The 26,822-nt window shown below is 57.4% G+C and carries 23 protein-coding genes; 12 read left to right on the top strand and 11 right to left on the bottom strand.

Features of this window, described 5'->3' with window-relative positions:
- Positions 1-284: 284 nt before the first annotated feature.
- On the top strand, positions 285-1,022 hold the full coding sequence (locus tag VSX58_RS07960; protein ID WP_327617616.1) for a 1-acylglycerol-3-phosphate O-acyltransferase: 738 nt from the start codon (positions 285-287) through the stop codon (positions 1,020-1,022).
- Between the two features lie 297 nt (positions 1,023-1,319).
- Positions 1,320-2,732, top strand: coding sequence for a cell division protein FtsP (ftsP, locus tag VSX58_RS07965; RefSeq protein ID WP_327617617.1), 1,413 nt, complete (start codon positions 1,320-1,322; stop codon positions 2,730-2,732).
- A 37-nt stretch (positions 2,733-2,769) separates the two neighbouring features.
- Here ftsP and dkgA read toward each other — a convergent pair whose 3' ends face one another.
- From dkgA to VSX58_RS08000, 7 genes are all read right to left on the bottom strand, one after another.
- Positions 2,770-3,597: a 2,5-didehydrogluconate reductase DkgA gene (gene dkgA, locus VSX58_RS07970; protein WP_327617618.1), complete on the bottom strand. Its 828-nt coding sequence runs from the start codon at positions 3,595-3,597 to the stop codon at positions 2,770-2,772.
- Positions 3,598-3,839: 242 nt separating this feature from the next.
- Positions 3,840-4,499 (bottom strand): DedA family protein, encoded by a 660-nt coding sequence (locus VSX58_RS07975; RefSeq protein WP_327617619.1) that lies wholly within the window; start codon positions 4,497-4,499, stop codon positions 3,840-3,842.
- Positions 4,500-4,745: 246 nt separating this feature from the next.
- Entirely contained in the window at positions 4,746-5,939 is a 1,194-nt protein-coding gene (metC, locus tag VSX58_RS07980; protein WP_327617621.1) for a cystathionine beta-lyase, read from the bottom strand.
- Between the two features lie 343 nt (positions 5,940-6,282).
- Positions 6,283-7,584: an anaerobic C4-dicarboxylate transporter gene (locus tag VSX58_RS07985; RefSeq protein ID WP_327614590.1), complete on the bottom strand. Its 1,302-nt coding sequence runs from the start codon at positions 7,582-7,584 to the stop codon at positions 6,283-6,285.
- A gap of 221 nt (positions 7,585-7,805) precedes the next feature.
- Positions 7,806-9,245 (bottom strand): aspartate ammonia-lyase, encoded by a 1,440-nt coding sequence (gene aspA / locus VSX58_RS07990; protein WP_327617622.1) that lies wholly within the window; start codon positions 9,243-9,245, stop codon positions 7,806-7,808.
- 149 nt (positions 9,246-9,394) lie between these two features.
- A complete protein-coding gene (locus VSX58_RS07995; RefSeq protein ID WP_327617623.1) occupies positions 9,395-10,390 on the bottom strand; it encodes a LysR family transcriptional regulator in 996 nt (331 codons plus the stop codon).
- A gap of 229 nt (positions 10,391-10,619) precedes the next feature.
- Positions 10,620-11,870: a hypothetical protein gene (locus tag VSX58_RS08000; RefSeq protein WP_327617624.1), complete on the bottom strand. Its 1,251-nt coding sequence runs from the start codon at positions 11,868-11,870 to the stop codon at positions 10,620-10,622.
- A gap of 271 nt (positions 11,871-12,141) precedes the next feature.
- Between VSX58_RS08000 and VSX58_RS08005 the strand changes: the two genes are divergently transcribed.
- The gene (locus VSX58_RS08005; RefSeq protein WP_327617625.1) at positions 12,142-13,242 is read left to right on the top strand and encodes a DUF1615 domain-containing protein; all 1,101 of its coding nucleotides are present in this window, start codon (positions 12,142-12,144) and stop codon (positions 13,240-13,242) included.
- Positions 13,243-13,269: 27 nt separating this feature from the next.
- Here VSX58_RS08005 and cfa read toward each other — a convergent pair whose 3' ends face one another.
- Positions 13,270-14,418: a cyclopropane fatty acyl phospholipid synthase gene (cfa, locus tag VSX58_RS08010; protein ID WP_327617626.1), complete on the bottom strand. Its 1,149-nt coding sequence runs from the start codon at positions 14,416-14,418 to the stop codon at positions 13,270-13,272.
- Between the two features lie 83 nt (positions 14,419-14,501).
- Here cfa and VSX58_RS08015 point away from each other — a divergent pair, with 83 nt between their 5' ends.
- Entirely contained in the window at positions 14,502-15,341 is an 840-nt protein-coding gene (locus VSX58_RS08015; RefSeq protein WP_327617627.1) for a helix-turn-helix domain-containing protein, read from the top strand.
- A 38-nt stretch (positions 15,342-15,379) separates the two neighbouring features.
- On the opposite strand, the gene VSX58_RS08020 is transcribed toward VSX58_RS08015, so the two are convergent.
- From VSX58_RS08020 to VSX58_RS08030, 3 genes are all read right to left on the bottom strand, one after another.
- Positions 15,380-16,072 (bottom strand): CidB/LrgB family autolysis modulator, encoded by a 693-nt coding sequence (locus VSX58_RS08020; protein WP_327617628.1) that lies wholly within the window; start codon positions 16,070-16,072, stop codon positions 15,380-15,382.
- Positions 16,065-16,484, bottom strand: coding sequence for a CidA/LrgA family protein (locus VSX58_RS08025; protein WP_327617629.1), 420 nt, complete (start codon positions 16,482-16,484; stop codon positions 16,065-16,067). Before VSX58_RS08025 ends, VSX58_RS08020 begins: the two co-directional genes overlap by 8 nt.
- Before the next feature lie 414 nt (positions 16,485-16,898).
- The gene (locus tag VSX58_RS08030) at positions 16,899-17,588 is read right to left on the bottom strand and encodes a GntR family transcriptional regulator (protein WP_327617631.1); all 690 of its coding nucleotides are present in this window, start codon (positions 17,586-17,588) and stop codon (positions 16,899-16,901) included.
- Positions 17,589-17,743: 155 nt separating this feature from the next.
- Here VSX58_RS08030 and VSX58_RS08035 point away from each other — a divergent pair, with 155 nt between their 5' ends.
- The 8 genes from VSX58_RS08035 to VSX58_RS08070 all read left to right on the top strand — a co-directional run bounded on the left by VSX58_RS08035 (position 17,744) and on the right by VSX58_RS08070 (position 26,820).
- Positions 17,744-18,973 carry a pyridoxal phosphate-dependent aminotransferase gene (locus tag VSX58_RS08035; RefSeq protein ID WP_327617632.1) on the top strand — a complete coding sequence of 410 codons (1,230 nt, stop codon included), beginning with the start codon at positions 17,744-17,746 and terminating at the stop codon, positions 18,971-18,973.
- Between the two features lie 11 nt (positions 18,974-18,984).
- Positions 18,985-19,707, top strand: coding sequence for a 5-oxoprolinase subunit PxpB (gene pxpB / locus VSX58_RS08040; RefSeq protein WP_327617633.1), 723 nt, complete (start codon positions 18,985-18,987; stop codon positions 19,705-19,707).
- Positions 19,704-20,696 (top strand): 5-oxoprolinase subunit C family protein, encoded by a 993-nt coding sequence (locus VSX58_RS08045; protein WP_327617634.1) that lies wholly within the window; start codon positions 19,704-19,706, stop codon positions 20,694-20,696. The genes pxpB and VSX58_RS08045 overlap by 4 nt, the downstream gene beginning before the upstream one ends.
- A gap of 83 nt (positions 20,697-20,779) precedes the next feature.
- A complete protein-coding gene (locus tag VSX58_RS08050) occupies positions 20,780-21,532 on the top strand; it encodes a LamB/YcsF family protein (RefSeq protein ID WP_327617635.1) in 753 nt (250 codons plus the stop codon).
- 62 nt (positions 21,533-21,594) lie between these two features.
- Positions 21,595-23,193: an ABC transporter substrate-binding protein gene (locus VSX58_RS08055; RefSeq protein ID WP_327617636.1), complete on the top strand. Its 1,599-nt coding sequence runs from the start codon at positions 21,595-21,597 to the stop codon at positions 23,191-23,193.
- A gap of 113 nt (positions 23,194-23,306) precedes the next feature.
- Entirely contained in the window at positions 23,307-24,287 is a 981-nt protein-coding gene (locus VSX58_RS08060; RefSeq protein ID WP_327617637.1) for an ABC transporter permease, read from the top strand.
- A 10-nt stretch (positions 24,288-24,297) separates the two neighbouring features.
- A complete protein-coding gene (locus VSX58_RS08065; protein ID WP_327617638.1) occupies positions 24,298-25,137 on the top strand; it encodes an ABC transporter permease in 840 nt (279 codons plus the stop codon).
- 15 nt (positions 25,138-25,152) lie between these two features.
- Positions 25,153-26,820 carry an ABC transporter ATP-binding protein gene (locus VSX58_RS08070; protein WP_327617639.1) on the top strand — a complete coding sequence of 556 codons (1,668 nt, stop codon included), beginning with the start codon at positions 25,153-25,155 and terminating at the stop codon, positions 26,818-26,820.
- Positions 26,821-26,822: the final 2 nt, after the last annotated feature.

The raw sequence follows: 26,822 nt of genomic DNA on the forward strand, positions 1-26,822 counted from the left end.
GCCGATTTTTAGGGGAAACACCGGGGAGGTTCCCGTAGGGACGCCTCACCCCGGTGGTCGCCCCGTGTCTCTCGATGCTTAAACGATCGGCATTAGGCGGCGATCCAGGTCGATGCCGCCCGACGCCGCTGTCCCGGGCGGCGGTATTTTCCCGTCTCTCCCGCCCTCCATTACTCCCTCCGCATCATCCGGCGTTAAAACCGCCGATTGCGTCCAAGGAATCACCGTGTGTTTTATCGCAAAATGGCTATACTAGCGGCGGCAGTTGGCTAATTGAGGTTGTTATGTTATTCATTCTTCGTTTTATTGTGGTGATTGTATTTTCGATTTTGGTTTGCGTTTTCGGATCCATCTACTGTCTTTTCAGTCCTAAGAATCCACGCCATGTCGCGACGTTCGGCCGCCTTTTTGGGCGTCTGTCCGTGGTTTTCGGCTTAAAAGTGGAGGTGCGCGTTCCGCCGCAGGCCGCGCATTACGGCAACTGTATTTATATCGCCAATCACCAGAATAATTACGATATGGTTACCGCCGCCAATGTGGTGCAACCGCGCACCGTTACCGTGGGTAAGAAGAGCCTGCTGTGGATCCCTTTCTTCGGACCGCTGTACTGGTTGACGGGGAACCTGTTGATCGATCGCGAGAATCGGGTCAAGGCGCGCGATACCATCGCGCAGGTGGTCAAACATATCAAAGAGGAAAACATCTCCATCTGGATGTTCCCCGAAGGCACGCGCAGCCGGGGCCGCGGCCTGCTGCCGTTTAAAACCGGGGCGTTTCACGCCGCCATCGCCGCGCAGGTGCCGGTCGTGCCGATTTGCATCTCCACCACCAGCAATAAAATAAAACTGAACCGCTGGAATAACGGCCATGTCATCGTGGAAATGCTGCCGCCGATAGACATCCATTCCTATGGCAAAGAGCAGGTGCGCGAACTGACGACGCGCTGCCATGATATTATGGCCGCCAAACTGGCGCAGCTGGATGCGGAAGTCGCAGAGCGCGAAACCGCGGAAAAAAAATAATTTTAACCAGGCATTCTCGAATGCGGGTCGCTTAAGCTGATTTTAGGGGAAACGCCGGGGAGGTTCCCATCGGGACGCCTCATCCCGGCGGTCGCCCGTGTATCTCGATGCTTAAACGATCGGCACGACGGTATTCCCCGCTACTGTCTTGCGTAGCAGGGCGTTTTTCCGGCAACAGGTCAACTCATTTATCCCAAAAGGAATGCGTTATGCCGGCGCAGGCGGGCATAACGAACGATACCGCGCGCTAGGCTTCCGTTGGGATTTTATACGGTTTAATCGATTTACGGAGTCACTATGTCACTCAGCCGGCGTCAGTTTATTCAGGCATCGGGGTTGGCGTTATATTGTGCGGGGAGTACGCCGCTCTTGGCCGGCGTAAGCGGCACGCCGACCTTACTGCCGATCCCTCCTTTGCTGGAGTCGCGTAGGGGACAGCCGCTGTTTCTGACGATGCAACGGGCGCACTGGGCTTTCACCGATACGCGCAAAACCTCGGTCTGGGGCATTAACGGGCGTTATCTGGGGCCGACGGTCCGGGTCTTCGACGGCGATGACGTCAAGCTGATTTATAATAATCGGCTTAACGAACCGGTATCGATGACGGTCAGCGGATTGCAGGTTCCCGGATCGCTGATGGGCGGCGCGGCGCGGATGATATCGCCGGGCATGGACTGGTCTCCGGTATTGCCGATCAGACAGCCGTCGGCCACCTGCTGGTATCATGCCAACACGCCGAACCGCATGGCCGCGCATGTGTATAACGGGCTGGCGGGGCTCTGGCTGGTGGAAGATAGCAGCGCCAAATCATTGCCTATCCCCAATCACTACGGCGTGGATGACTTCCCGCTGATTATTCAGGATAAGCGCCTGGATAGCTTCGGCGTGCCGATCTATAGCCCGGCGGGCAACGAGGGTTTCGTCGGCGACACGCTGCTGGTTAACGGCGCGCAGAACCCGTATGTCGAGGTGTCGCGCGGCTGGGTGCGGCTACGGCTGCTGAATGCATCAAACGCCCGCCGTTATATTATGCGCATGAGCGACGGACGGCCGATGCACCTCATCGCCAGCGATCAGGGGCTGCTGCCCGCGCCGATGGCGCTTAATCAGATCTCGCTGGCTCCCGGCGAGCGGCGGGAGATCCTGATCGATATGTCGCAGGGGGAAGAGGTTACGCTGACGGCGGGCGAATCCGCCGGGATCATGGACCGGTTGCGCGGGCTGTTTGAACCGTCCAGCGTTTTGATCTCAACGCAGGTATTGACGCTGAAACCCACCGGCCTGCTGCCGTTGGTGACGAGCAATCTGCCGATGCGTTTGCTGGCGGATAATATTATCGCCGGCAGCATCAGCCGTACGCGCGAGTTCCGTCTGAGCTCGAGTCCGCCGAGCATCAACGGCGCCATGTGGGAGATGACCCGTCTCGATGTTCAGACCCAGCTGGGCCGCTGCGAGCGCTGGATTCTGCATACCGATACCCCCCAGCCGTTCCATATTCAGGGGGTGAAATTTTTGGTGCGCGGCGTCAACGGCGGCGCGGTGCCGGTGGAAGACGGCGGCTGGAAAGATACGGTGTGGGTGGACGGCGATGTCGAGCTGCTGGTCTATTTTACCCAGCCCTCCTCGCAGGCTTTTCCTTTCCTCTATTACAGCCAGACGTTGGAAATGGCCGATCGCGGCGTGACCGGCCAACTGGTGGTCACGCCTTAGGCGCGATGGTTCGGCGGCGCGGTATTTGCCGCCGGCGTCAGATGATTTTCATCTGGTCCGGGTCGGGTCCCAGGCGTTTGCCGCAGTCCAGTTTGGCGATTTCGCCCAGCTCATCCTTATCCAGACGAAAATCGAATACGTCGAAATTTTCTCTGATGCGGGAAGGGGTAACGGATTTCGGGATGACGGCCAACCCGCTGTCCAAATGCCAGCGGATCACAATTTGCGCCGGGGTTTTATCATATTTCGTCGCCAGCTTACGGATAATCGGCTGGTCGAACACCCCCTCGCCGCCCTGGGCCAGCGGACTCCAGGATTCGGTCTGAATCCGGTGGGTGGCGTTCCAGGCATGAAGCTGGCGCTGCTGAAACAGCGGATGCAGCTCAATCTGATTGATGACCGGGAAGACGCCGGTTTCATCTTTTAGCCTCTGTAAATGATGCGGATGGAAGTTGCTGACGCCGATGCTTTTCACCAGCCCCTGCTCCTGTAATTTAATCAATCCCCGCCAGGCATCCACATAGGTATTTTGTTGCGGCAACGGCCAGTGAATAAGGTAAAGATCCACATAGTCCAATCGCAGTTTTTGCAGGCTTTCTTCCAGCGCTTTACGCGGCGTTTTCTGATCGCTGTTCCAAAGCTTGGTGGTAATAAACAGCTCGTCGCGCGGGATGGCGGCGGATTGCAATGCCTGGCCGACGCCCGCTTCGTTTTTGTAAATGGCGGCGGTATCAATGGCTCGATAACCCGTTTGCAAGGCTTCGCCGACGGCGGCCGCGGCTTGTTCATTGCTTGCCTGCCAGACGCCGAGACCCAGCTGGGGCATGATGTTGCCGTCAGCCAGTTTTAGTTTTGGTTGCGCCATGTCATTCTCCTTTTTTACCGTTAATCATCGCGATAACGGAATGGGATCGCCCGCCGGACCGTGGCCGACGGCCCTGAGCATATCGGGCATACCGATTAATTATAGTAGAGAATGGGGTGGCTACTTTACGCGCCATACCCTAAATAATTCGAGCTGCGGGACAAAAACGCGAGTTTGTCGACAGCCCCGTCCGTCGGATCGAGAGACTCGGGGCGACCACGGGGTGAGGCCATAAGGCCGAATCAGACGGCGGCGTGTTTCTTGCGCCATACCATAATGACGACGCCGATTAATCCGCTGACCAGCAGAATAACGGGCAGTAGGATAAGAGCGGTCATCACCTGATCTTCATAGCGTTTTACCAGGGGAATGTGGCTCATGGCGTATCCGAGCGTCACAATGCCGCCTACCCACAGGAATCCGCTGAGCCAGTTGAATATCTGGAAACGGGTATTGTTGAGCCCGGAAATACCGGCGATGGTCGGCAGCAGCGTCCGGACAAACGCCAGAAAGCGGCCGATCAGCAGCGCCACCAGCCCGTGGCGGTGGAACAGATGATAGGCCCGCTGATGGTAATGGGCGGGGAGCTGCAGCAGCCAGCCTTTAACCAGCCGGGTATCCCCTAGCCAGCGCCCCTGAAGGTAGCTGAACCAGCACCCGAGGCTGGCGGCGACGGTCAGCAAAAGCATGGTGGGAACAAAACTCATGACGCCTTTGGCGATCATGGCGCCGGCCAGCAGCAGCAAACTATCGCCGGGAAGAAAGGAGGCCGGCAGTAGGCCGTTCTCCAGAAACAGGGTCGTAAATAAAATGCCATACACCACCCAAATAACGCGGGGGTTTGCCAGCGCGCTAAAATCCTGATGCCATAGCGCCTGAATAATTTCGTGAACCACACTCATATTACTTCCTGTCAGGTGACTGAAGCCCTAAAAATAAAAACGGGGCGAAACTGCCCGACCATGTCGTTTTATTATACGTATGCGAAAAAACAGAACAGAACCAAAAGCTTATCATTATCAAACCTGATACCGATCGGGATAAGCGTTAAGTTAGGGTAAAGCGGTTTTTAGTCAGCATTGTTCCGCCATGATACACGCTTTACCCGCCGCAATGCAGCTAAATCAGGGAAGAGAACCCGGGCGCCGTCACGCTTCGCGAATTCTGTCAAAGCCGCGCGCCAGATCGTCAATCAGATCGTCGCAGTCTTCAAGCCCGATATGTAACCGAATGAGAGTGCCGGTGAAATCAACGCCGGTCGCCGGACGAATCGACGCCAGATGCTCCGGCTGATTGGCCAGAATCAGCGATTCAAAGCCGCCCCAGGAGTACGCCATGCTGAAATGTTCGAAGTTATCCAGATAGCTGGCCAGTTGGCTAGGATTCAGTTTGTCCTTCAAGACAAATGAAAACAGCCCGCTGCATCCTTTAAAATCGCGGACATAAAACTCATGCCCTTTACATTCCGGCAGCGCCGGATGATTAACCACGGCGACCTCCGGGCGTTCGGACAGCCATTTGGCGATGCGGATGCCGCTTTCCTGGTGCTGTTTAAGCCGGACGCCCAGCGTACGCAGGCCGCGGCTGGCGGCGTAGGCGGTATCGGCGTCCACCATTTGCCCCATCAGGTACGAATGCTCGCGTAGCTGGGCCCAGCAGCGTTCATTCGCCACCGCCGTCCCCAGCATGGCGTCGGAATGGCCGACCATATATTTGGTGCCGGACTGCACCGAAATATCGACGCCGAACTCCAGCGCCTTAAACAGTACGCCCGCCGCCCAGGTATTATCCATAATAATAACGATGTCAGGATTGACGCGGCGTACGGCCTGCACGATGGCGGGAACGTCATGAACTTCCATGGTGATGGAGTTGGGCGATTCCAAAAACACCACTTTGGTGTTTTTCTGGATTAATGCGCCGATACCGGCGCCGATCAGCGGATCAAAATAGGTGGTGCCGATATTCAGCTTGCTAAGGACTTTATTACAAAAATCCTGGGTGGGTTCGTAGGCGGCGCCGGTGACCAGAACGTGATCGCCCGCCGACACGAAAGAGAAGGTCGCGTTGGCGATCGCCGCCGCGCCGCAGGGGTATAAAACGCAGCCGGCGCCGCCTTCCAGTTCGACCAGCGCTTCTTGCAAAGAGAAGTGGGTCAAGGTGCCGCGGCGCCCGTAGAATAGCGCGCCATTGGCGCGGTTAGCGGTGGCGTGGCTTTTATCCTTGAGCGTATCAAATACCAGAGAGGATGCCCGCTGGACTACGGGATTAACCGAACCGTGCGTGAATTTTTTGCTGCGTCCCGCCGCAACCAGGGTCGTCGCTGTTTTCTTGCTTGTCATAACCGATATCACCTTTTCTCTTTTTTCCGTGCCGAGCGGCGCAATCCGCCGGGATAGCTCGCCAATCTAGGCTATATGCCTGCGCTTTCGTCGCCGGGGCGGCAAGAATCCGGCGCCGCTTCCTACGTTACCACGGCTGAGGCGGCCTGTGGGCGGGCTTTTCCGCCTGCCGCGAAAAACGGTAAGAGTTGCTGTTTTTATTGCGGGCGAAGGGATTCCTGCTGGGAGAGATTCTTTAGTCGACGGGGCGCGTCGCGCGCGCTGAATGGGAGCCGCATCCTTGCGGTTCGAACGCGAGGCGCCGTTCCCCCGGTAACGGCAAAGGCCGGGGGCGTCGCGCGGGTTACAGCAGGATATTGCCGAGAATAAACCCGAAAAGCACCGACAGCGAAATGGTCAGCGTGCCGGGGATCAGGAACGAGTGGTTGAACACATATTTCCCGATGCGGGTTGAGCCGGTGTCGTCCATTTCCACCGCGGCCAGCAGGGTTGGGTAAGTCGGCAGCACGAACAGGGCGGAAACGGCGGCGAACGACGCCAGCGCGGTGATCGGCGAAACCCCGAGCAGCAGCGCCGCGGGCATCAGCGCTTTGGCGGTCGCCGCTTGCGAATAGAGCAGCATGGCGGCGAAAAACAGCACCACGGCCAGCATCCACGGGTAGTTTTGCAGAAGCGTTCCCGCCGTCTCCTGAATATCGGCGAGGTGCGCCTTAACGAAGGTGTCGCCCAGCCAGGCGACGCCCATCACGCAGACGCAGGCGCTCATTCCCGAACGGAAGGTGCTGGCCGTAAGCACCTTCGCGGTATCGATTTTACCGACCAGGCAGATCAAGGTGGCGACCGTCAGCATAAACACCACGATGGCCTCGTTGCGCGGCAGTACCGGATTGGCGATCAGTTTGACGTTATCGCTGATCGCCGTGGCGTAAAACACCACGGCGATAATGCCGGCCAGAAACAGCAGTACCGACGCCTTCGCTCCGGGTTTTATCTCCCGCGTATTGATGTCGCCTATCGCTACGTCGCCGTTTTTCAAACGCGCCTGGTAAATTTCATCATCTTTAAGCTCCTTGCCGAGAAAATTGGTCATGACGGCGGCCAGCAGGACGGCGGACAGCGTGGTGGGAATGCAAATGCCCAGCAGCGTCAGATAGCTGATGCCGTAGGGTTCCAGAATACCGGCGACGAAGACCACCGCGGCGGAGATCGGCGAGGCGGTGATCGCCACCTGCGAAGCTACGACGGCAATCGATAACGGGCGCGAGGGCCTGATGCCCTGCTCTTTGGCCACCGCCGCGATCACCGGCAGCGTAGAGAAGGCGGTGTGGCCGGTGCCGGCCAGCAGGGTCATAAAATAGGTGACCAGCGGGGCCAGAAAGGTGACGTATTTCGGGTGGCGGCGCAGCAGTTTTTCCGCCAGGCCGACGAGGTAGTCCATGCCGCCCGCCACCTGCATGGCGGCGATGGCGGCGATAACCGCCATGATGATTTCGATCACATCGAAAGGGATCGCGCCCGGCTTGATATGAAAAAACAGCGTCAGAATCAATACGCCCAGGCCACCGGCAAAGCCGATGCCTATACCGCCGAGCCGCGCGCCCAAATAGATGGAGAGCAGCACGATAATGAGTTCCGGGATCAGCATACAATGCTCCTTAAAACAATTTGATATACCTCCGGCTTGCGCCTTACCGAGAGCCGGGCCGGCCTATTTCCCCCCTTTCAGCCGCGATCCTTTCAGGATGGCCTTCCCGTTCATTGGCGTTCGAGATATAAGTATTATTCTGATTGTTATGATTTTTTATCGATTGAAGGCGCATGGCGTAAGCCGCCATGCGCCGGGCCGTTGTGACCAAGAGAAGATGACTAAACAGATGTTTTTTCGTCGGTGTAGCGTTTGGCTTTATAGGCCGGGTGCATCAGATTTCGGGTAGAAAGGATATCGTCCAACTGTTCTTCGCTGAGCAAGCCGCGCTCCAGTACTACTTCACGCACGCTCTTGCCGGTTTCGGCGCAGATTTTCCCGACGATGTCGCCGTTATGGTGACCGATGAACGGGTTCAGGTAGGTCACGATACCGATGGAGTTGAAAACATAGGCTTCGCACACCGCTTTGTTGGCGGTAATACCGTTGACGCATTTCTCCAGCAGATTGTAACACGCGTTGGACAGAATCTGGATAGATTCGAACATCGCCTGCCCGATAACCGGCTCCATGACGTTTAGCTGCAACTGACCGGCTTCGGCCGCCATCGTTACGCAGGTGTCGTTGCCGATAACCTTAAAACAGACCTGATTGACCACTTCGGGCACCACCGGGTTAACCTTCGCCGGCATAATGGAGGAGCCCGCCTGCAGCTCCGGCAGATTGATCTCATTCAGGCCGGCGCGCGGCCCGGAAGAGAGCAGGCGCAGGTCGTTACAGATTTTCGACAGTTTGACCGCCAGGCGTTTCAGCGCGCTATGCACCATAACGTAGGCGCCGCAGTCGGAGGTGGCCTCTATCAGGTCTTCAGCCGGTACGCACGGCAGCCCGCTGATTTGCGCCAGATATTTTACCGCCAGGTGCTGGTACTCATCCGGCGTATTTAGACGCGTGCCGATCGCGGTGGCGCCCAGGTTCACTTCCAGCAACAGCTCCGCGGTGCGCAGCAGATTTTTGTTTTCTTCCTGCAGCAGAATATTGAACGCATGAAACTCCTGGCCCAGCGTCATCGGCACCGCGTCCTGCAACTGGGTGCGGCCCATTTTCAGGATGTCGGCGAACGCTTTCGCCTTATGTTCAAACCCTTGGCCCAGCTGGGCGATCGCCTCCACCAGTTCCAGTATGGAGCTGTAAACCGCCAGACGGAAACCGGTCGGGTAGGCGTCGTTGGTGGATTGGCATTTATTCAGGTGATCGTTCGGACTGAGATATTGATATTCGCCTTTCCGGCGTCCCATCAACTCCAGCCCGATATTCGCCAATACTTCGTTGGTATTCATATTGACCGAGGTGCCCGCGCCGCCTTGATAAACGTCCACGGGAAACTGATCCAGGCATTTGCCGTTATTCAGCACTTCATCGCAGGCCTGAATAATGGTATCGGCAATGTTGCGCGGAATGGTTTGCAGATCCCGGTTAGCCATGGCCGCCGCTTTTTTCACCATAACCATGGCGCGCACGAATGCCGGGATGTCGCCGATCGTACGGTCGCTGATATGAAAATTTTCGATCGCCCGCAGCGTGTGGATTCCGTAATACACACTGGCGGGAACTTCGCGGGAGCCTAACAGGTCTTCCTCTATACGGATATTCTTTGACATAACCTTTATCCTTTATTTTGCTCAATGGAATAAGCCGATATTTAAATGATCAAGCCGTGGATGACGTACCGAATTTAAAATTCGGTACGTTAATTAATAAGACGTTAAATTACGGGCGCATCGTCGGTTAGTTGAATTTTATCCGTTGGTTATTCCATTTTATTTTCATTAATGACGACCAGCTTTTCTATCCCCCGATTAAGACTCTCCAGTTTAGGAATAAATACGGTTTTGATTATTTCATGCGTGACATCGCACGCTTCGTCAAAAAACGCGCTGTATTCATCGCGGTGTCCGACGATATAGAGCGAACGTTTTATGTTCAGCATTTCCGGCATATGCGTTAAAACCAGCCTGGAATAGGTGCTCGACTGAAGAAAACTGATGGGGCTGGTGACGGCCCAGCCGATCCCCGCCGCCACCATCGACGTCAGCGTATCCGCATTGTCAAATTCGAGCATATTCGGGACGCGGATATCTATTCTGCGCAGATAGCGCTCAATCTGCATGCCTATCTGCGAGTTGCGATTGAACCTGACCAGCGGCATCTCGGCGGACAGCTGGCGAATATCTTCGATGGTTTTTATCCGTTTACGGTATTCCGGGGGCGTAATGATGAAATAGCCTTCGGAAAACAAACGGTAGCGCACCACGCCATCGGTATCGATCAGCGGATCGCTGGTGACGATAAGATCCAGCTCGCGCCGCATCAACGCTTCGCCCTGCTGCGGGCTTAGCCCGGTACGAATCAGCAGCTGTGAAGAGCTCTTCAGCAGGCGTTTGGTGAAGACCGAGCCGCAGGTGATGGCGAAGGAGTCCACCAGGCCGATGCGCAGGTCGGGCTTGATGCCGCGTCCCGCCTCCAGCACCTGCGCTTTCAGATTCGCGATCTCCTCGGTAAGCACCTCTCCGCGGTTTTTCAACGCGATGCCATAGGGCGTCAAGACAAAGGGGCGTCTGGCCCGATTGATCAGCATGACGCCAAAATCCTCTTCCAGCAGCCTGAGCGTTTGCGAAACCGCCGACGGCGTCAGGCCTAGCTGCGCCGCCGCCGCCGTCATGCTTCCGGCCTCGGCCATGGTGACAAAAACGTGGACGGCGTACATGTCTATCAGTTTATTGGCGGACATCGTTCGTTTGACCATATTGTATTGCCTGCGGCGCAAAGGTATGCATTATTGAAATATGAAATGGATCATACGCCATAATACCGTGCGGCAGATATGTTAACTGAGGTCAGCTTAGTCAGCCGGACGCGGAAAAAATGTAAAGCCGGTCACTGATTAATTTTTTCTTATAATTAGGTTTAGCTACGCTGAAATTAGCCGGGGAGGGGACGCCGGATAGCCCGCGTCCCTGACGACGCGGCGACGGTCATCGCCGCAGATACTGAAAAATATCGCCTGGCGCGCGCGGGGTGGTTAAGCGCACCTTTTCATAATAAATCGGCGCACTTAAAGGGATATCCCACTGCGTGATATCTTTTTTATCGATAGGGAAACATGGCATGGCGGCGGATTTAAGGGCTTCGCTCTTTTTCTGATTTTCCTCTCGGTTTTTAAAATTGAACGTCATATTTTCCAATTGCGCCTGCCGGATCGACGTCGGGCAAATTAGCTTGATATCCCCAAAGGAAAACATGGCAATGCCTGTGATAAAAAAGCGGTTGGGAATATCGGCGTAATAGCGCGTATTCCACTGCTGACCGGGAAACATACTGTGCGGGTAAACCTCATTTTTAATGGTGTAGTGGTGGGTGCGCCAGTCGGCAATGCCCGCCAGATTCATCGCCATATTGGTTATCATCAGCGGTAGAATAGGAATAAAGGAAGCCAATAACATGATGCAGAAGGGAACGATCATAAAGGCTAATATGGTGCTTCTTAGCAAATTCCCTTTCTTAAATCCGCTAATGAAGAGCATGCCGGGTGAAAATGAAATGGTCGCAAAAATAAGAGATATGATTGCAATCGAAATTCCCTGTTCAAGATCGCCATCCTGCGCCTGGAAACTGATTTTGGAGAGTAAGAGAGAAAGCGGAATGATTTGTGTCAGCGCGGGAATGATAAGGGATAATGGCATAAGAATGTTCAATAGCGGGGCGCTATTGAGGTTGCTGCCGTTGCATCGGTTATATTTAGAACGATGAAAAATGAAATAGGTTGCTAAATAAGAAGATAGGATAATCAGAGCGGAACCCGCCAGAAAAAAATAAACTCCATGTTTCCCGGTTAAATCATAAAGGTAAAAGAAGCCGATGACTATTGGGCCGAATAGGCAGCCGTTTAGCAGGCAAATCCTGATAAGACTATGTTTTAAATATGAATAAATAGATATTGTGTTTTCATATTCGGTGACGATAAGCACGAGTATCAGCGATGATATAAATATTAAAGCGCAGATCGCGGCGAACGCCACGATAGTAAAACCGAACACGATGCCTAATAACGTACTAAAGCCGATGGCGTCGATGAACACATCTAGTCGGCCTAGCGTTGCAAGATAAAACCAGATAACGAAAATAGCGCACACGGTTACGGATAATGAGGACTTGAATACCAGGGGTAAGAGTTTCTTGGCCGTGGTGATAAGTTCGGCGTTCTTTTCTTCGATTTCCATCGTCATATCGCACCTCCTTGTTATGCCCCGAATCATTCGAATTGCAGCCAACGCATATGCAATCTGAAGTATGACGGGTATAGAACGTGAAAATATCGCCCAGTATAATAGACGGGGCGCGCTTTTCTAGCATTTGTGCCGATAGTTTGGATAACCGGTGAGTGATATTGCCGCCGATGCCAGGCGACGCGATAGAATGCATATCGCCTTCCGGCTGGATCATCCCGGCCAACTGCGCTAACGTTTCGCCTGCCCTATGCCACCGAGCCGAGATAACATGCTTTATTACCGTATTCCCCTGTTTCGTCCGCTGTGCCTGATGGCGTTACTGACGCTGGCGGGCTGCGTCGGCAAAACGCCGCAAAAGCCGGAGGCGCGCCCGGCGGATGTCCGCGCGCAGCTGCTGACGCTGTTGCCCGATACTGTCGGCGATCGCCAGGGCTGGGCGACCGATATCGCCGCGGCGTTTTCCGCGCAAGGGCTCGATCCCAACTGGGAAAATCTGTGCTCGGTACTGGCGGTCACCGAACAGGAGTCGACGTTTAAGGCCGATCCTCAGGTGCCGGGGCTGGCGAAAATCGCCTGGCGGGAGATTGACCGGCGCGCCGAGAAACTTCACGTTCCGGCCTTTCTGGTGCGTACCGCGCTGTTAATCAAATCCCCCAACGGCAAGAGCTACAGCGAAAGGCTGGACAACGTGCGTAGCGAAAAAGAGCTGAGCGCCATCTTTGATGACTTCATCGATATGGCGCCGATGGGGCAAAAGCTGTTCGGACGTTTGAACCCGGTGCACACCGGCGGGCCGATGCAGGTGAGCATCGCCTTTGCCGAGGCGAATGCCGGCGGCTATCCGTATACGGTGGACGGCACCATTCGCCGTGAAGTGTTCAGCCGCCGCGGCGGCATGTATTTCGGCATCATGCATCTGCTGGGCTACCCGGCCAATTATCCGCAGTCGATTTACCGCTTTGCGGATTTTAACGCCGGGTGGTACGCCAGCCGCAATGCGGCGTTTCAGCGGGCGGTCAGCCGTTTAAGCGGCATTCCACTGGCGCTGGATGGCGATTTGATCGATTACGCGTCGGATAAACCGGGCGCGACCGAACTGGCGGCGCGTTCGCTGGGGAAAAAGCTGGAGATGAGCGACAGCGCGATCCGCCGGGCGCTGGAGAAGGGCGATAGCCCGGATTTTGAAAACACCGGTTTGTATCAACGCGTCTATGCGCTGGCGGATCGCGCCGCGGGCGGCAAAGCGCCGCGGGAGATTCTGCCCGGCATTGCCCTGGAGAGCCCGAAAATCACGCGCAAACTGACTACGGCCTGGTTCGCCAAACGCGTCGATGAACGCCGCCGGCGCTGTCTGGACAGGGCGCGATAAATCGCAAATCGCGCCGCCCTTCGGCGGTTAATGCGGCACCTGCAACCCATCGCGCAGACCGTGCGTAAAGACGATTTGCCATAGCTGAATGTCTCTGGCGCGAAAGGCGCCGGCGCAGGCGTTGAGATAATAGACAAACATCCTTTTGAAGCGCTCGGAGTAGTTGCCTTTGATCTGCGGCCATGCCGCGAGGAAGCGCGCGTTCCAGGCCATCAGCGTCTTATCGTAGTCTGAACCGAAGTTATGCCAATCCTCCATAACGAAATGATTTTCGCTGGCGCCGGCAATCTGTTTTATCGAGGGAAGGCATCCGTTGGGAAAAATATATTTATTAATCCACGGATCGACATTATGCGCCGTTTTATTGGAGCCGATGGAGTGAAGCAGGAAAATGCCGTCCGGCTTCAGGCAGCGGTCGACCACCTCGAAATAGGCGGCGTAATTTTTCGGCCCGACGTGTTCGAACATGCCTACCGATACGATACGGTCATACTGCTGGCGTAGGTCGCGGTAGTCCTGGAGCAGGATGTGGATGTCCAGATCTCCGTAGCGCGTTTCCGCAAGGGCTTTCTGCTCGGCGGAGATAGTCACGCCGTGAACGGTTACGCCGTAGTGCCGCGCCGCGTAGGCCGCCAGGCCGCCCCAACCGCAGCCGATATCCAACAGCGTCATGCCGGGTTTGAGCTGCAGTTTCCGACAGATCATATCGAGTTTATCCCGCTGGGCGTCATGCAGGTTATCGGTCTGTTTCCAGTAGCCGCAGGAGTATTGCATGTAGGGATCGAGCATGCGGCAGAATAGGTCATTGCCCAAATCGTAGTGCTCTTTCCCCACAATCCAGGCGCGTTTTCTGGACTGGAGATTGGTTAACCGCGCGATGGCGATGCGCAGGATATCGTTAATGCGCGAAGGCATTTTTTCATCAAGATGGGCGCACAATATGCGATGAAAGAACATATCCAGCCTGTCGCAATCCCACCAGCCGTCCATGTAGCTTTCCCCCAGCCCAAGCGACCCCTGCTGTAGTACGCGTTTGAAGAATTGCGGATTTTTAACCCGAATATCCCAGGGTTCAGAACCATTAATCGTGACGCCGGCCTGAGCGAGCATATCATCGGCGATACGCAGCCATTCGCTCTTGTCGCTACAGCCGTCGGCCGCACATACATTACTCATAATCTCTTCCAATCCCTGTTCTTGCTTCGAACCTCTAGTAAAGGTGGCCTATTATCAGGCAAATTAAACCGACCGCTGTTATCATGAAAGGACAAATTCTGTTGATTAACGGCCACTGTATGTCACGCATGTCACGACTCACCCTCAATGAAGACGCGGTGAGGCAGCTTGTCTCGGTACCCGATCGGCAGGCGCTGCCTCGCTCCGTCTATTTCCGCACCTGCCTGCTGGAAAAAGGCATACTGGTCAGCCAGCATCAGCACCCGTTTATCGAATTTCTGTATGCGCACGAAGGCGGAATGTGGGTGGAGATTGAAGGGAAGACGCTGATCGTGCCGACTTTTTACGGCATATGGATCCCGGCGAACGTGCCGCACCGTATTCTGACCACCAGCGACGTATTGTTGGAAAGCCTGTATATCGAACAGGACTCGGTGGCGATCGATCGCCGTAGCTGCAGGGTGGTGCTAATCAGCAGCTTTATCCGGGAATTTATCCACTATGCCACGGAGCATGTGCCCGAGCAGTATGACAGCGCCGGGGACGACGGCATGCTGGTCAATGTGCTGATCGCCCAGCTCCAGAAACTGCCGGATGCGGGTTTTTCGCTGCCGTGGCCGACCTCTCCGACGCTGATGCGGGTATGCCGGGAATTTCAGGAAACGCCGGACGACGATCACAGCATTGATAAATGGGCGGCCAAAACCGGGATGTCGGTGCGCACTTTTTCACGCCATTTTAAAAAAGAGACCGGGTTGGCCTTCAGCGAGTGGAAAAAACGCATGCGGCTGCTGGAGTCCGTCATCATGCTGAAAAATAACCGCAGCGTAACCCAGGTGGCGCTGGACCTCGGCTATGCCGGCACCTCGTCTTTTTCCAATGCATTTAGAAAAATGTTCGGCGTCGCGCCGACCCGCTATTAAAACAGCGGCCGCTTTTACGCCGGCCGACGCGCGTAATATCAATGCATGGCTATCAGCAACGGGAAAAGGAACGGGGTAATCAGCGAGGTGATAATCCCGCAAATAACCAGCGCCAGAGAACTGAACGCCCCTTCTTCGTAATCCAGCTCGGCGCAGCGCGCGGTGCCCAATGCGTGAGAGGCCGAACCCATCGCCAGACCGCGCGATGCCTTGGTGTGGATATGCATCGCATTGAGGATGATATGCCCGAAGACCGCCCCCAATATCCCGACAAAAATCACGCAGACCGCGCTGATGGCGGGAATGCCGCCGATACTGCCGCCTACGGCCATGGCGATCGGCGTGGTGACGGATTTCGGCATGATGGACGCCGCGATAGCCGGGGTGGCGCCCAGCTGCAGCGCGATTAACGTGCCGGAGATCATCGCCACCACGCTGCCGAGAAAACAGATGCTGATAATTGATTTCCAACGCATTCTAATCTGATGCAACTGCTCATACAGCGGGTAGGCCAGCGCCACCACGGCGGGCTGCAGCAGGCTGTTGAGCACTTCGCTCCCCTGGAAATAGCGCGGGTAGGGCATATGCGTAAGGCTTAATAAAACAATCAGTATGACCATCGAAATCAGTAATGGATTGAATAACGGATTGTTCAGCCGCATCGCCACCCAATGCACCAGAAAAAAGACCAGCAGCGTTGCCGGCAGCGACCACCAGATATCGTTAAGCATGCTTTATTCCCTTCTTTTCTTCCGCGTTCGCGTCGTTGAGCGATGTTTTCTCTCTGTGCAGCGCGTGTGAACACCAACTTACCGTTATAAGCACAATCAGGGTGCTGGCGGCGCATGAAATCACCACCGGAGCGAACTGCGCCCGCAATAAATCAAAGTATTGCATTACGCCTACGCCAATGGGCACAAACAGCAAAGCCATATAGCGGATCAATAAATGGCACCCCGGCTTTACCCATTCAGGGGGAATGATTTGTAAAGAGAGCAATGCAAACAGGATTAGCATGCCGACGATACTGCCCGGCAGGGTGATCGGCAGTAGCGCTGCGATGCCGATCCCGAGATATAAGCAGGCGTAAATCAGTAAAAAGGCTCTGGCCTGACGCCAGATACCGGCGATGAAAGGATGCATGACGTTCTTCTACCAAAGATAATGTGTTATGGGGCGTATAGGCGGCAATCCTCAACTTCATTTCCGTACTCTTCCCGCCCCGGACAGGTTTTCAGATCTCGGCAATCGCGCGGTGCGCGTATCGTCATCTTCGAACCAGAACTCATTATCAACCAATCAATATGTCTCTTTTTATTAAATGGAGACATTCGTTGTTTATTTAAGGACAAGTTGATTGACGCATTCAACTTTGTATCCAGGGCCTATAAATTATGGCTGTATCACAAGAGATGTTTATCGCTATCTGGGAGCAAAATATGCACCATGATATGGCGCCAATGGATCAAAGCGGTGCATAACAACGGGTTACCACCATAGAAGGCAGACGACAAATAGCTGTTTTTCCGCACCTTGTATTAAAGATGCCTCCGTGGTTTACACGGCAGACAACTTATCAATAATGGATTGTCGTATGTTGTTAATATGACAGATGGTTTCATCCGCCGCAGCTGCGGCGTCGCCGCGAATGAGGGCGTCGACGATGGCCAGATGTTCCTTACAAACGGCAGAGCCGCGCGTTTTCTCCAAATGCTTGGGGGAGAACATACGCGTTTTTAGCCTCAGATCCGAGATGATGCTGGCGAGCAGGGTGTTTTCGCAATATTCGAGGATGAGTTCGTGCAGCGAGGTATCGACCTCGTAAAAGTCCGCCGGGGTGGGTTCGGGCGCATCGGTAAGGACTTCGATACGCTCGCGCAGGGCGAGCAGCCGAGCCTGCGGAATGAGCCCGGTGGCGCGGGTGACGGCATCGGCTTCCAGCATCCGGCGTACGTGTAGGATCTCCATGATTTCCTGTATGGAAACCAGCCGCACAAACAGACGGTTGTTGGAGTTGCGTTCGAGCACGCGTTCGCCTTCCAAACGGTGCATGGCCTCGCGCAGCGGCGTGCGGGAAACGTTTAGACGCAAGGCCAGCGCGCGTTCCTGGATCTGTTCTCCCTGACGCAGTTCGCGCGATAGGATCAGGGCCACTAGCGCGTCGTAAACCTGGTTGCCCAGACCCTTAGTTGCGCTGTTATCTCCCGTGTCGACGGATCCCTCTTCGAAGATATCTTTGTGTTCCATAGCCTGTCCTTGTGGTTTTGGTATGCCAATGGTACATCATTTCAAATTTCAATATGGCATGCAAGTTGCTTACAAGTGGTATACCACTGGTGTTCAATCTGAATATCGCTTGTCGGAAGTTAGGAAGTTATTTTAGAGAGCAACGAGCTGTGTCTATGGAAGAGAAACAATTTTGTCCCATATTGTCTGAGCGCATCAGAAACGCGAGTGTCTCGGCCACGGTGGCAATTACCGAGGTAGCTCGCCGACTGGAGGCCGAGGGCCGGACTGTCATCAGTCTGAGCGTCGGCGAGTTGGATTTCGACACCCCGCCTCACATCCAGCATGCGGCGATCCGCGGCATGAGCGAAGGCCACACTCGCTACACGAATGTGGGCGGTATGCCTTCGCTGAAGACGGCGATTGCGCGCAAGTTCGCCCGCGACAATGCGCTGGAATATCAGCCGGCGGAAATCATCGCATCCACCGGCGCCAAGCAGATCCTGTTTAATGCGCTGCTCGCCACGCTTAATCCCGGCGATGAAGCGATCGTGGTGGCGCCGTACTGGGTGTCGTACTCCGAGATGGTCAAAATCGCCGGCGGCGTGCCGGTACAGGTAACGCCGGACGAAGCCGCTCAGTTCAAACTCACGCCTGCGTTGCTGGCCGCTGCCGTGACGCCTTCCACGCGTTGGTTGATCCTGAATGCGCCCTGCAATCCCTCTGGAGCCTTGTATAGCGCCGACGAGTTGCGCGCCCTGGCCGACGTGGTGCGCCAGCATCCCGCGATGATGGTGATGGCCGACGATATTTATGAGGAGATCGTCTTTGAGGGCGAATTCGTCTCTTTTGCGCAGGCCGCGCCGGATATGCGCGATCGTACCCTGACCATTAACGGTGTCTCCAAGACCTATGCGATGACGGGCTGGCGTCTGGGCTATGCGGGCGGGCCTGAATGGCTGATCAAGGCGATGGCGCTCCTACAGTCGCAAAGCACCAGCAATCCCTCTTCCATCAGCCAAGTGGCGGCGCAGGCTGCGCTGGATGGCCCGCAGGATTTTCTTGATGACTGGCGCGAGCGTCTGCGCGTACGCCGCGATCTGGCGCTGCGTATTCTGCGTCGGGCGCTTCCGGCGCTGCGTGTACCGCAAGCGCCGCAAGGGGCTTTTTACCTGTATATAAACTGCGCCGGCGCCATTGGCATGAAAACGCCGGCCGGAGACATCATCGCCAATGATGAAGAGATGACTCGCTACTTGCTTGATCGCGTCGGCGTGGCCGTGGTGCCGGGTACCGCTTTCGGGCTGGCGCCGTATTTACGCGTGAGCTATGCGCTGGCCGATGAACAGCTCGAACGCGCCTGCGAACTCATCGTTGAAGCCTGCGCCACGCTGGTGCGGGACTGAGGAGCGGCGTTATGAATATATTCAGCGCCAAAGACTGTGTGCTGGAGCCGGTGGGTGAGCGCTGCATGCTGATCCGCGTCGGCGAGCATCTCGATGACGAGATCATCGCATGGGTTCATGCCGTTACGGCGCGGGTGGCGGCAGCGGCGCTGCCCGGCGTGGAAGAGGTGGTGCCGGCCTTTACCACGGTGGCGGTGCAGTACCGGCCGGAGGTATTTGACGGCGCGCGGGGTTTGCCTTCGCTGCAACTTATGACGCTGCTGCGTGAGCTACTCAGTGAGGAATTGATGGTAATGCAAACTGCTGCGCGACAGATTGAGATCCCGGCCTGCTATGGCGGCGAGTTCGGGCCGGATCTGGACGAGGTGGCGCAATTTGCCGGTATTTCCGCCGAGGAAGTGGTCGCGCTGCACAGCGGCCGCGAGATGACGGTGTATGCCTTCTTTTTCTCGCCCGGCAATTCATTTTCAGGTCCGGTGGACGATCGCCTCGGCATCGGTCGTCGGGCCACCCCGCGCACGCGCGTGGAAGCCGGTTCAGTGGCGATCGCCAACGGCCTGACCTCGATTTATCAGAACGCCTCGCCGGGTGGCTGGCAGGTTATCGCCCGCACGCCGTGGAATATGTTCGATCTGGCCAACGATCCGCCGGTTCGTCTGCGCCTGGGCGATCGCATCCGTTTCCGTCCGGTATCCGCCGAGGAGTTCGTCACCCTGCTGGAGCCGCGCCCATGAATGTCATGCATATCGAGCGTCCGGGGCTGCTGACGACTTTTCAGGATGGCGGGCGGCGCGGTTTCCAGAAATATGGCGTACCGGTCGGGGGACCGATGGACGAATGGGCTTACGCCCTGGCCAATGCGCTGGTGGGCAATGCGCCGGATGCCGCCGTGCTCGAATGTACGCTCACCGGGCCGAGTCTGCGCTTTACGGAAAATACCTTGATCGCCCTGTGCGGGGCGCGCATGCAGGTAAGCGCCGCCGGCGTAGCGCTGCCGTATGACCGCGCCATCCTACTGCGGCGCGGCACGCTGCTGGAAGTAGGGCCGCGCCAGCGCGGCGCGCGTCTGTATATCGCGGTACGCGGCGTACCGAGCATCACGCCGGTGCTGGGCAGCCGCAGCACCAATCTGCGCGCCGGCTTCGGCGGCCTTGACGGGCGCGCGCTGGCCGCCGGCGATGCGGTGGAATTTGCGCCCGTCGGCGACAGGCTGCCGATCGAAATGCGTATGGTGCAAAGCGCGTTGCCGGTGCTGCTGGCGCCGGAAGTCGGCGCCGATAGCGCGCCGTCAGAGGAGACGACGCTACGCATGGTGCGCGGGTCGCATTGGGCGGCCTTCGATGCGGCGGCGCAGTCGGCGCTGACGGCCAATGATTTTGTCATGCAGGCGGAGTCTGATCGTCAGGGACTTCGCTTGCAGGGGCGCCCTTTAGGCCTGCGCGCCCCGCTGGAAGTGGTTTCCGAAGCGACGGTGTTCGGCACCGTTCAGGTGCCGCCGGATGGCAATCCTATCGTCCTGATGGCGGATCGTCAGAGCGCCGGGGGCTACCCGAAGATTGCCACGGTGGCCGGCGTGGATCTGCCGGCGCTGGCGCAGCGCGTGCCCGGCGAGGCGTTGCGTTTTTCGCACATCGAACAGGATGCGGCGGAGACGCTGTGGCTGGCGCGTTGCCGCAAGCTGGCCGCGCTGGCGGAGAAGGCGGCGCAAGCGCTGGGCCGTTGAACGGGATTGGGGTAAGGCGCCCGTTGACGACGCAACGGGCGGCAATGCAATAGGCAGAAGTGCAACACCTAGGAGAGGCGACAGTGGCATCAATCGATATCAATTGCGACATGGGCGAGAGTTTCGGCGCTTGGAACATGGGCGACGACGCGCTGCTCATGCAATACATCAGCTCGGCCAACATCGCCTGCGGGCTTCACGCCGGCGATCCCGATGTGATGCTGGAAACGGTGCGTCGCGCGCTGGCCTGCAATGTGGCCATCGGCGCGCATCCCGGCCTGCCCGATCTTCAGGGCTTTGGCCGCCGCGAGATGGCGCTGGCGCCGAATCAGGTGTACGCCCTGGTGGCTTATCAGGTGGGCGCGCTGTATGGCGTGGCCCGCGCCCAGGGCGGCGGCCTGCACCATGTGAAGACGCATGGCGCGCTCTACGGCATGACGGCGCGCCAGCCCGAAATTGCCGGCGCCGTGGCGCAGGCGGTGTATGACATTGACGCCACGCTGCCGGTGTACGTGGCCAATGCGAACATGGCGCAAGCCGCGCGCGAACGTGGTCTGCCCGTGGTTTACGAAGTGTATGCCGACCGCAGCTATCAGGACGACGGCACGATCACGCCGCGCAATCTTCCCCAGGCGATGATCGAAGACGTCGATCAGGCTATTGCACAGGTCCTGCAGATGGTGCGTACCGGCACGGTCACGGCACTGTCCGGCAAACGTGTGCCGATCGACGCCGACACCCTGTGCATCCATGGCGATCAGGCTGGTGCGGCGAACTTTGCCGCCAGCATCCGAACGGCCCTGTTGGCCGAAGGGATTGAGGTCCGCGCGCCGTAATGGCCGTGCGGATGCTGATGATGTTTTTTCCTTCCTTTAACCTTTAATGAGAAAGCCCAATTATGTCTAGCATTCATCTTCCAGGCCGCAAAGTCGGCCTTCTGAAAGGATTGGCCGGCGCGCTGGCGCTCTGTGTCGGCCTGAGCGCCATGAGTGAGGCTGGCGAACCGGTGCGCGGCGGGGTGCTGCGCACCGTCGTGACGCCGGAGCCGCCCACGCTGATGTTGGGACTCAACCAGCAATCGCCGACGCAGCTTGTGGCCGGCAAAATTTATGAAAGCCTCCTGCGCTGGACGCCGGATCTTAAGCCGATACCGAGTCTGGCTAAGTCCTGGACCATCTCGGAAGATGGCAAAGTGTACACTTTCGAGCTGCAAAGCGACGTCAAGTGGCACGATGGCGAGCCCTTCACGGCGGATGACGTGGTGTTTTCCATCGATAAATTCCTGCGTTCCGAACACCCGAGGGCGCGTGTGATTATCGAGCAATTCGTCGATTCAGTGAAGGCGCTCTCGCCGACCAAGGTGGAGATCCGTCTCAAGGAGCCATTAGCCCCGTTCCTGAAATCCTTTGTCAGCGACAATATGCCGATGGTGCCCAAGCACATCTATGACGGCACGGATTATAAGAGTAATCCCGCCAACCAGCATCCGATCGGCACCGGCCCTTTCATGTTTAAGGAATGGAAAAAAGGCTCCTACGTGATCCTTGAGCGCAACCCCAACTACTGGCAGAAGGGCAAGCCTTATCTGGACCGCGTGGTCTTCAACGTCATCCCGGATGCCGCTTCGCGAGCGCTGGCCTTTGAACGCGGCGACGTGCAGATGGTTAGCGCCAACGATATCGACGGCGTCGATGTCGCCCGTCTGAGCAAGCTGCCTGGCGTACAGTACTCCACCCAGGGCTGGGAGATGTTCGCCAAGCAGGCCTACATCCAGATGAACTTCGATCGCAAACCCTTTGACAACATCAAGGTTCGTCAGGCCGTGATGATGGCGACCAACCGTAATTTCGTGGTCAAGAATATCTTCTTCGGTTTGGGCAAGGTCGCTACCGGCCCTATTTCCTCGGCTACGCCATTCTACGATCCGAACGTGCGCCAGTACCCATTCGATATCAAGAAGGCGCGTGAGCTGATCAAAGAATCCGGCGTCGATGTCGCCAAAACGCCGATCAAGATCCTCGCCTATCCGTATGGCGCCGCATGGGATCGCCTTACTGAATACACCCGCCAATGTCTCCAGCAGCTTGGTTTTCAAGTCGAGATCGAGTCGGCCGATGCCGGCACCTGGGCCAAGCGCGTTTCGAACTTCGACTTCGACCTGACCTTCAGCTACACCTCGCAGTACGGCGACCCGGCGCTCGGCGTGGCGCGCCTGTACCTGACGCGCAACATCGTCAAGGGATCGGCCTTCGTCAACAACCAGGGCTACCGCAATCCGGCGCTCGACAAAATGTGGGATGAGGCGGCCGCCTCCACCTCGGACGAGCAGCGCCAGAGACTTTACTCCACTATTCAGAAGCAACTGGTTGAGGACGTGGCCAACGGCTATCTGTTCGAACTGGTGATCCCCACGCTGTACAGCCAAAAGGTGCATAACATGATCACCAGCGCCACCGGCGTGAACGACACCTTTGCCGATGTCTGGATGGACAAATAAGCCGAAGCGGCATGCATCGTTCTGATATTGCATAGTTCCTGTATTACTCCCCGCGGCGCGTAACGCGTATGGCGTCGCGGGGCCATGAGTCACTGCTTTGGGGATCTGATTATATGAATACATTGTCCTTCCTGGTTGCTCGTCTGGGAAAGGCGATCCTGGTTGTGCTTGGCGTGGTGATCATCAATTTCATGTTGATCCGATTGGCACCAGGGGACCCCGCCGCCGTGCTGGCCGGCGAGTCCGGATCCTCCGATCCGGCCTATGTCGAACAGTTGCGCCATCAGTTCGGGCTGGATCAGCCGCTGTACGTTCAGCTCGGCACTTATCTTAAGGGAGTGGCCCATTTCGATCTGGGCTTTTCCTACCGGGAAGGGCTGCCGGTGCTGGATCTGATCCTCGATCGGCTGCCGGCCACGCTTCTGCTGATGGTCTGCGCTTTCCTGTTTTCGGTGATCCTCGGCGTGCTCGCCGGCGTGGTCGCCTCGCGGTCGCGATACCGCGGCAAACATCAATGGTTAGACAGCGTGATCATGACGCTGGCGCTGGTGGTGTACGCCACCCCGCAATTCTGGCTGGCGCTGTTGGCCATCATCTTCTTTTCATTGCAACTCGGCTGGTTGCCCGCTTTCGGCATGGAAACCGTGGCCAGCGGTCTGCATGGCTGGGCGCGCGTCAAGGATGTGGCTCAGCATTTGATCCTGCCGACGCTTTCGCTGGGTTGTTTCTTTATGTCGGTGTACGCCCGGCTGGTGCGGGCCTCGATGCTTGAGGTGCTCGGCCAGGATTTCATCAAAACGGCGCGCGCCAAGGGCGTGCCGGTGGGGGAGATTATCCGTCGCCACGCGTTGCGCAATGCGCTGCTGCCGGTGGTGACTTTCGCCGGCATCCAGCTCGGCCAGATGGCCGGCGGCGCGGTGCTCACCGAGACGGTATTCGGCTGGCCCGGCATCGGCCGACTGATGTTCGATTCGTTGATCCAGCGCGATTATCAACTCCTGCTCGGGGTGTTCTTGATGACCTCAACCATGGTGGTGGTCTTCAATCTCATCACCGATCTTATTTATCGCTTTATCGATCCTCGGATTCAGTAAGGTTGATCTCATGAAAACATTCTTTATCCATTTCCTGTCCAACCGTGGGGCCGCCGTCGGACTGGTGATCCTGCTGCTGGTGATCCTTATGGCGCTCTTCGCCTCGTTCTTCTATACCGATTCGCCCTGGATGATGGTGGCCGATCCGTTGATCCCGCCCTTCACCAATGCGGATTACCCGCTGGGCACCGATATGCTCGGCCGCGACCTGGCCGCCGGGTTGGCCTATGGCGCGCGCGTATCGCTGCTTATCGGCATCGTTTCCACCGCCGTGGCGGTGGTGGTGGGGATCTTCATCGGCGCCATCGCCGGCTACTACGGCCGTTGGCTCGACGATGTGTTGATGCGTTTCACCGAGTTCTTTCAGACCATTCCGCATCTGGCGATGGCGCTGGTGCTGGTGGCGATCTTCAAGCCTTCCACGCTTTCCATCGTCGCCTCCATCGCGGTGGTCTCCTGGCCGCCGGTGGCGCGCCTGGTGCGCAGCGAATTCATGAGTCTAAAGCAGCGTGAATTCGTACAGGCCTCGGTCGTCATCGGGCAGGTGCCGGCGCGTATCATCTTCACGCAGATTTTGCCCAATGCCGCCTCGCCGATCATCGTCACCGCCTCGCTGATGACGGCCACGGCAATCCTGGTGGAATCTTCGCTGTCCTTTTTGGGACTGGGCGATCGCAACTATATGAGCTGGGGCTTCATGATCGGGGCCGCCCGCACGATGTTGCGTGAAGCGCCCTGGATGAGCCTGTGGCCGGGTCTGTTTATCATGCTCACGGTGCTGGCGATCAATCTTATCGGCGAAGGTCTCAACGATGCCCTTAACCCCCAGCTGCGTAAGCGCGGCGCCTGAGCGGAGCGTTAAATCATGAGTGATAACGGAATTGCGGCGCCGCAGCGCGCCGACGGCCAAGAGCCATTGCTTTCCATCCGTAATCTTTCCATCGCGCTGCCGCGCGGCGGCGATCGCCCCTATGCCGTGCAGGGTCTCAATTACGACATCCATGCCGGGGAGATCCTCTGCGTGGTCGGCGAATCCGGCTCCGGAAAGTCCATGAGCGCGAATGCCATCATGGGCCTGCTGCCATCCTATCTCACGCCGGAGAGCGGCGAGATCCTGCTGGGCGGCGTGGATCTGCTGCGTCAATCAGAGGAAACGCTGCGCGCCATGCGCGGCAAGGATATGGCGATGATTTTTCAGGAGCCGCTTTCGGCGCTCAACCCGTTGATGACGGTAGGCGATCAGATCGCCGAGGTGATGCGCGTGCACAAAGCCTATCCGGGGGACGAAGCGGATCGCCGCGTGCTCGAGCTGCTGGAATTCGTCGGCCTGCCGGATCCGGAACAGATCCGCCACAGTTGGCCTTTCCGCCTCTCCGGCGGGCAGCGCCAGCGAGTGGTGATCGCCATGGCGCTGGCGCTGGAGCCGAAACTGCTGATCGCCGATGAGCCGACCACCGCGCTGGACGTCACCACACAGGCGCAGATCCTCGAATTAATTGCGCGTATCCAGCGCGAAAAGGGCATGGCGGTGATGTTCGTGACGCACGATTTCGGCGTGGTGGCGGAGATCGCCGATCATGTCGCGGTAATGGAAAAGGGCCTGCTGGTGGAGCAGGGGCCGGCGGACGCCATACTCAATCGCCCGCGGCATCCCTACACGCGCCGCCTGATCGGCTCGGTGCCGCGCGGCCGCGCCGAAGCGCATGACATGCCGTCGGGACAGAACCCGGTGGTATTGGAAGTGCGCGAACTGCGCAAGACCTATCGCAGCGGCGGCGGTTGGTTCAAACCAGGGCGCGTGGTGCACGCCGTCGACGGGGTGTCGTTCAACGTGATGCGCGGCGAGACGGTGGGCATCGTCGGGGAATCAGGCTCGGGCAAATCGACCATCGGCCGCTGCCTGCTAAAGCTTACCGATATCGATAGCGGGCAGATGCTGTTCCACGGTCAGGATATCGCCAGGCTCTCGGAATCGCAGTTTCGCCCGCTCCGCTCTTCGATCCAGATGATTTTCCAGGACCCCTTCGCCTCGCTCAATCCGCGCCAGACGGTGGGCAAGATCCTCTGCGACGGCCCGATGGCCAACGGGGTGTCGCGACGGGATGCGGAAGCCCGGGCGCGCGAACTGCTGGATTTGGTGGAACTGGAGGGTTCCGCCTTTTCTCGTTATCCCAATGAATTTTCCGGCGGACAGCGGCAGCGCATCGGTATCGCCCGCGCCCTGGCGCTGGAACCGCAGCTCATTGTGGCCGATGAATCGGTGTCTGCGCTCGATGTGTCGGTACAGGCCCAGGTGCTGCGCCTGCTGCGCGATGTACAGCGCAAGATGAATCTGGCGCTGATCTTCGTGACGCACGATCTGCGCGTGGCGGCTCACATTTGCGACCGTTTGCTGGTCATGCACCGTGGGCGCATCGTCGAACAGGGCCTGCCGTCGCAGATTTTTCATGCGCCGGAGGCGCCTTACACCCAGCAGCTCATCGCCGCGGTGCCGGGGCGCCACTGGGATCCCGCCGCCGTCGTTTTGGAGTGAAT

The sequence above is a fragment of the Brenneria populi genome, assembly GCF_036016195.1.
In the GTDB taxonomy this organism is placed as follows: domain Bacteria; phylum Pseudomonadota; class Gammaproteobacteria; order Enterobacterales; family Enterobacteriaceae; genus Brenneria; species Brenneria populi.

Bases quoted from the DNA above. Each gene is read 5' to 3' on its own strand.
- VSX58_RS08035 (WP_327617632.1), top strand. From the start codon at position 17,744: ATGGAAGAGAAACAATTTTGTCCCATATTGTCTGAGCGCATCAGAAAC.
- VSX58_RS08000 (WP_327617624.1), bottom strand. From the start codon at position 11,870: ATGACGATGGAAATCGAAGAAAAGAACGCCGAACTTATCACCACGGCC.
- VSX58_RS08070 (WP_327617639.1), top strand. From the start codon at position 25,153: ATGAGTGATAACGGAATTGCGGCGCCGCAGCGCGCCGACGGCCAAGAG.
- VSX58_RS08060 (WP_327617637.1), top strand. From the start codon at position 23,307: ATGAATACATTGTCCTTCCTGGTTGCTCGTCTGGGAAAGGCGATCCTG.
- VSX58_RS08065 (WP_327617638.1), top strand. From the start codon at position 24,298: ATGAAAACATTCTTTATCCATTTCCTGTCCAACCGTGGGGCCGCCGTC.
- VSX58_RS08020 (WP_327617628.1), bottom strand. From the start codon at position 16,072: ATGCTTAACGATATCTGGTGGTCGCTGCCGGCAACGCTGCTGGTCTTT.
- ftsP (WP_327617617.1), top strand. From the start codon at position 1,320: ATGTCACTCAGCCGGCGTCAGTTTATTCAGGCATCGGGGTTGGCGTTA.
- VSX58_RS08045 (WP_327617634.1), top strand. From the start codon at position 19,704: ATGAATGTCATGCATATCGAGCGTCCGGGGCTGCTGACGACTTTTCAG.
- VSX58_RS07960 (WP_327617616.1), top strand. From the start codon at position 285: ATGTTATTCATTCTTCGTTTTATTGTGGTGATTGTATTTTCGATTTTG.
- VSX58_RS08025 (WP_327617629.1), bottom strand. From the start codon at position 16,484: ATGCATCCTTTCATCGCCGGTATCTGGCGTCAGGCCAGAGCCTTTTTA.
- pxpB (WP_327617633.1), top strand. From the start codon at position 18,985: ATGAATATATTCAGCGCCAAAGACTGTGTGCTGGAGCCGGTGGGTGAG.
- VSX58_RS08005 (WP_327617625.1), top strand. From the start codon at position 12,142: ATGCTTTATTACCGTATTCCCCTGTTTCGTCCGCTGTGCCTGATGGCG.
- metC (WP_327617621.1), bottom strand. From the start codon at position 5,939: ATGACAAGCAAGAAAACAGCGACGACCCTGGTTGCGGCGGGACGCAGC.
- VSX58_RS08055 (WP_327617636.1), top strand. From the start codon at position 21,595: ATGTCTAGCATTCATCTTCCAGGCCGCAAAGTCGGCCTTCTGAAAGGA.
- dkgA (WP_327617618.1), bottom strand. From the start codon at position 3,597: ATGGCGCAACCAAAACTAAAACTGGCTGACGGCAACATCATGCCCCAG.
- VSX58_RS08015 (WP_327617627.1), top strand. From the start codon at position 14,502: ATGAAAGGACAAATTCTGTTGATTAACGGCCACTGTATGTCACGCATG.
- VSX58_RS08030 (WP_327617631.1), bottom strand. From the start codon at position 17,588: ATGGAACACAAAGATATCTTCGAAGAGGGATCCGTCGACACGGGAGAT.
- VSX58_RS07995 (WP_327617623.1), bottom strand. From the start codon at position 10,390: ATGGTCAAACGAACGATGTCCGCCAATAAACTGATAGACATGTACGCC.
- aspA (WP_327617622.1), bottom strand. From the start codon at position 9,245: ATGTCAAAGAATATCCGTATAGAGGAAGACCTGTTAGGCTCCCGCGAA.
- cfa (WP_327617626.1), bottom strand. From the start codon at position 14,418: ATGAGTAATGTATGTGCGGCCGACGGCTGTAGCGACAAGAGCGAATGG.
- VSX58_RS07985 (WP_327614590.1), bottom strand. From the start codon at position 7,584: ATGCTGATCCCGGAACTCATTATCGTGCTGCTCTCCATCTATTTGGGC.
- VSX58_RS07975 (WP_327617619.1), bottom strand. From the start codon at position 4,499: ATGAGTGTGGTTCACGAAATTATTCAGGCGCTATGGCATCAGGATTTT.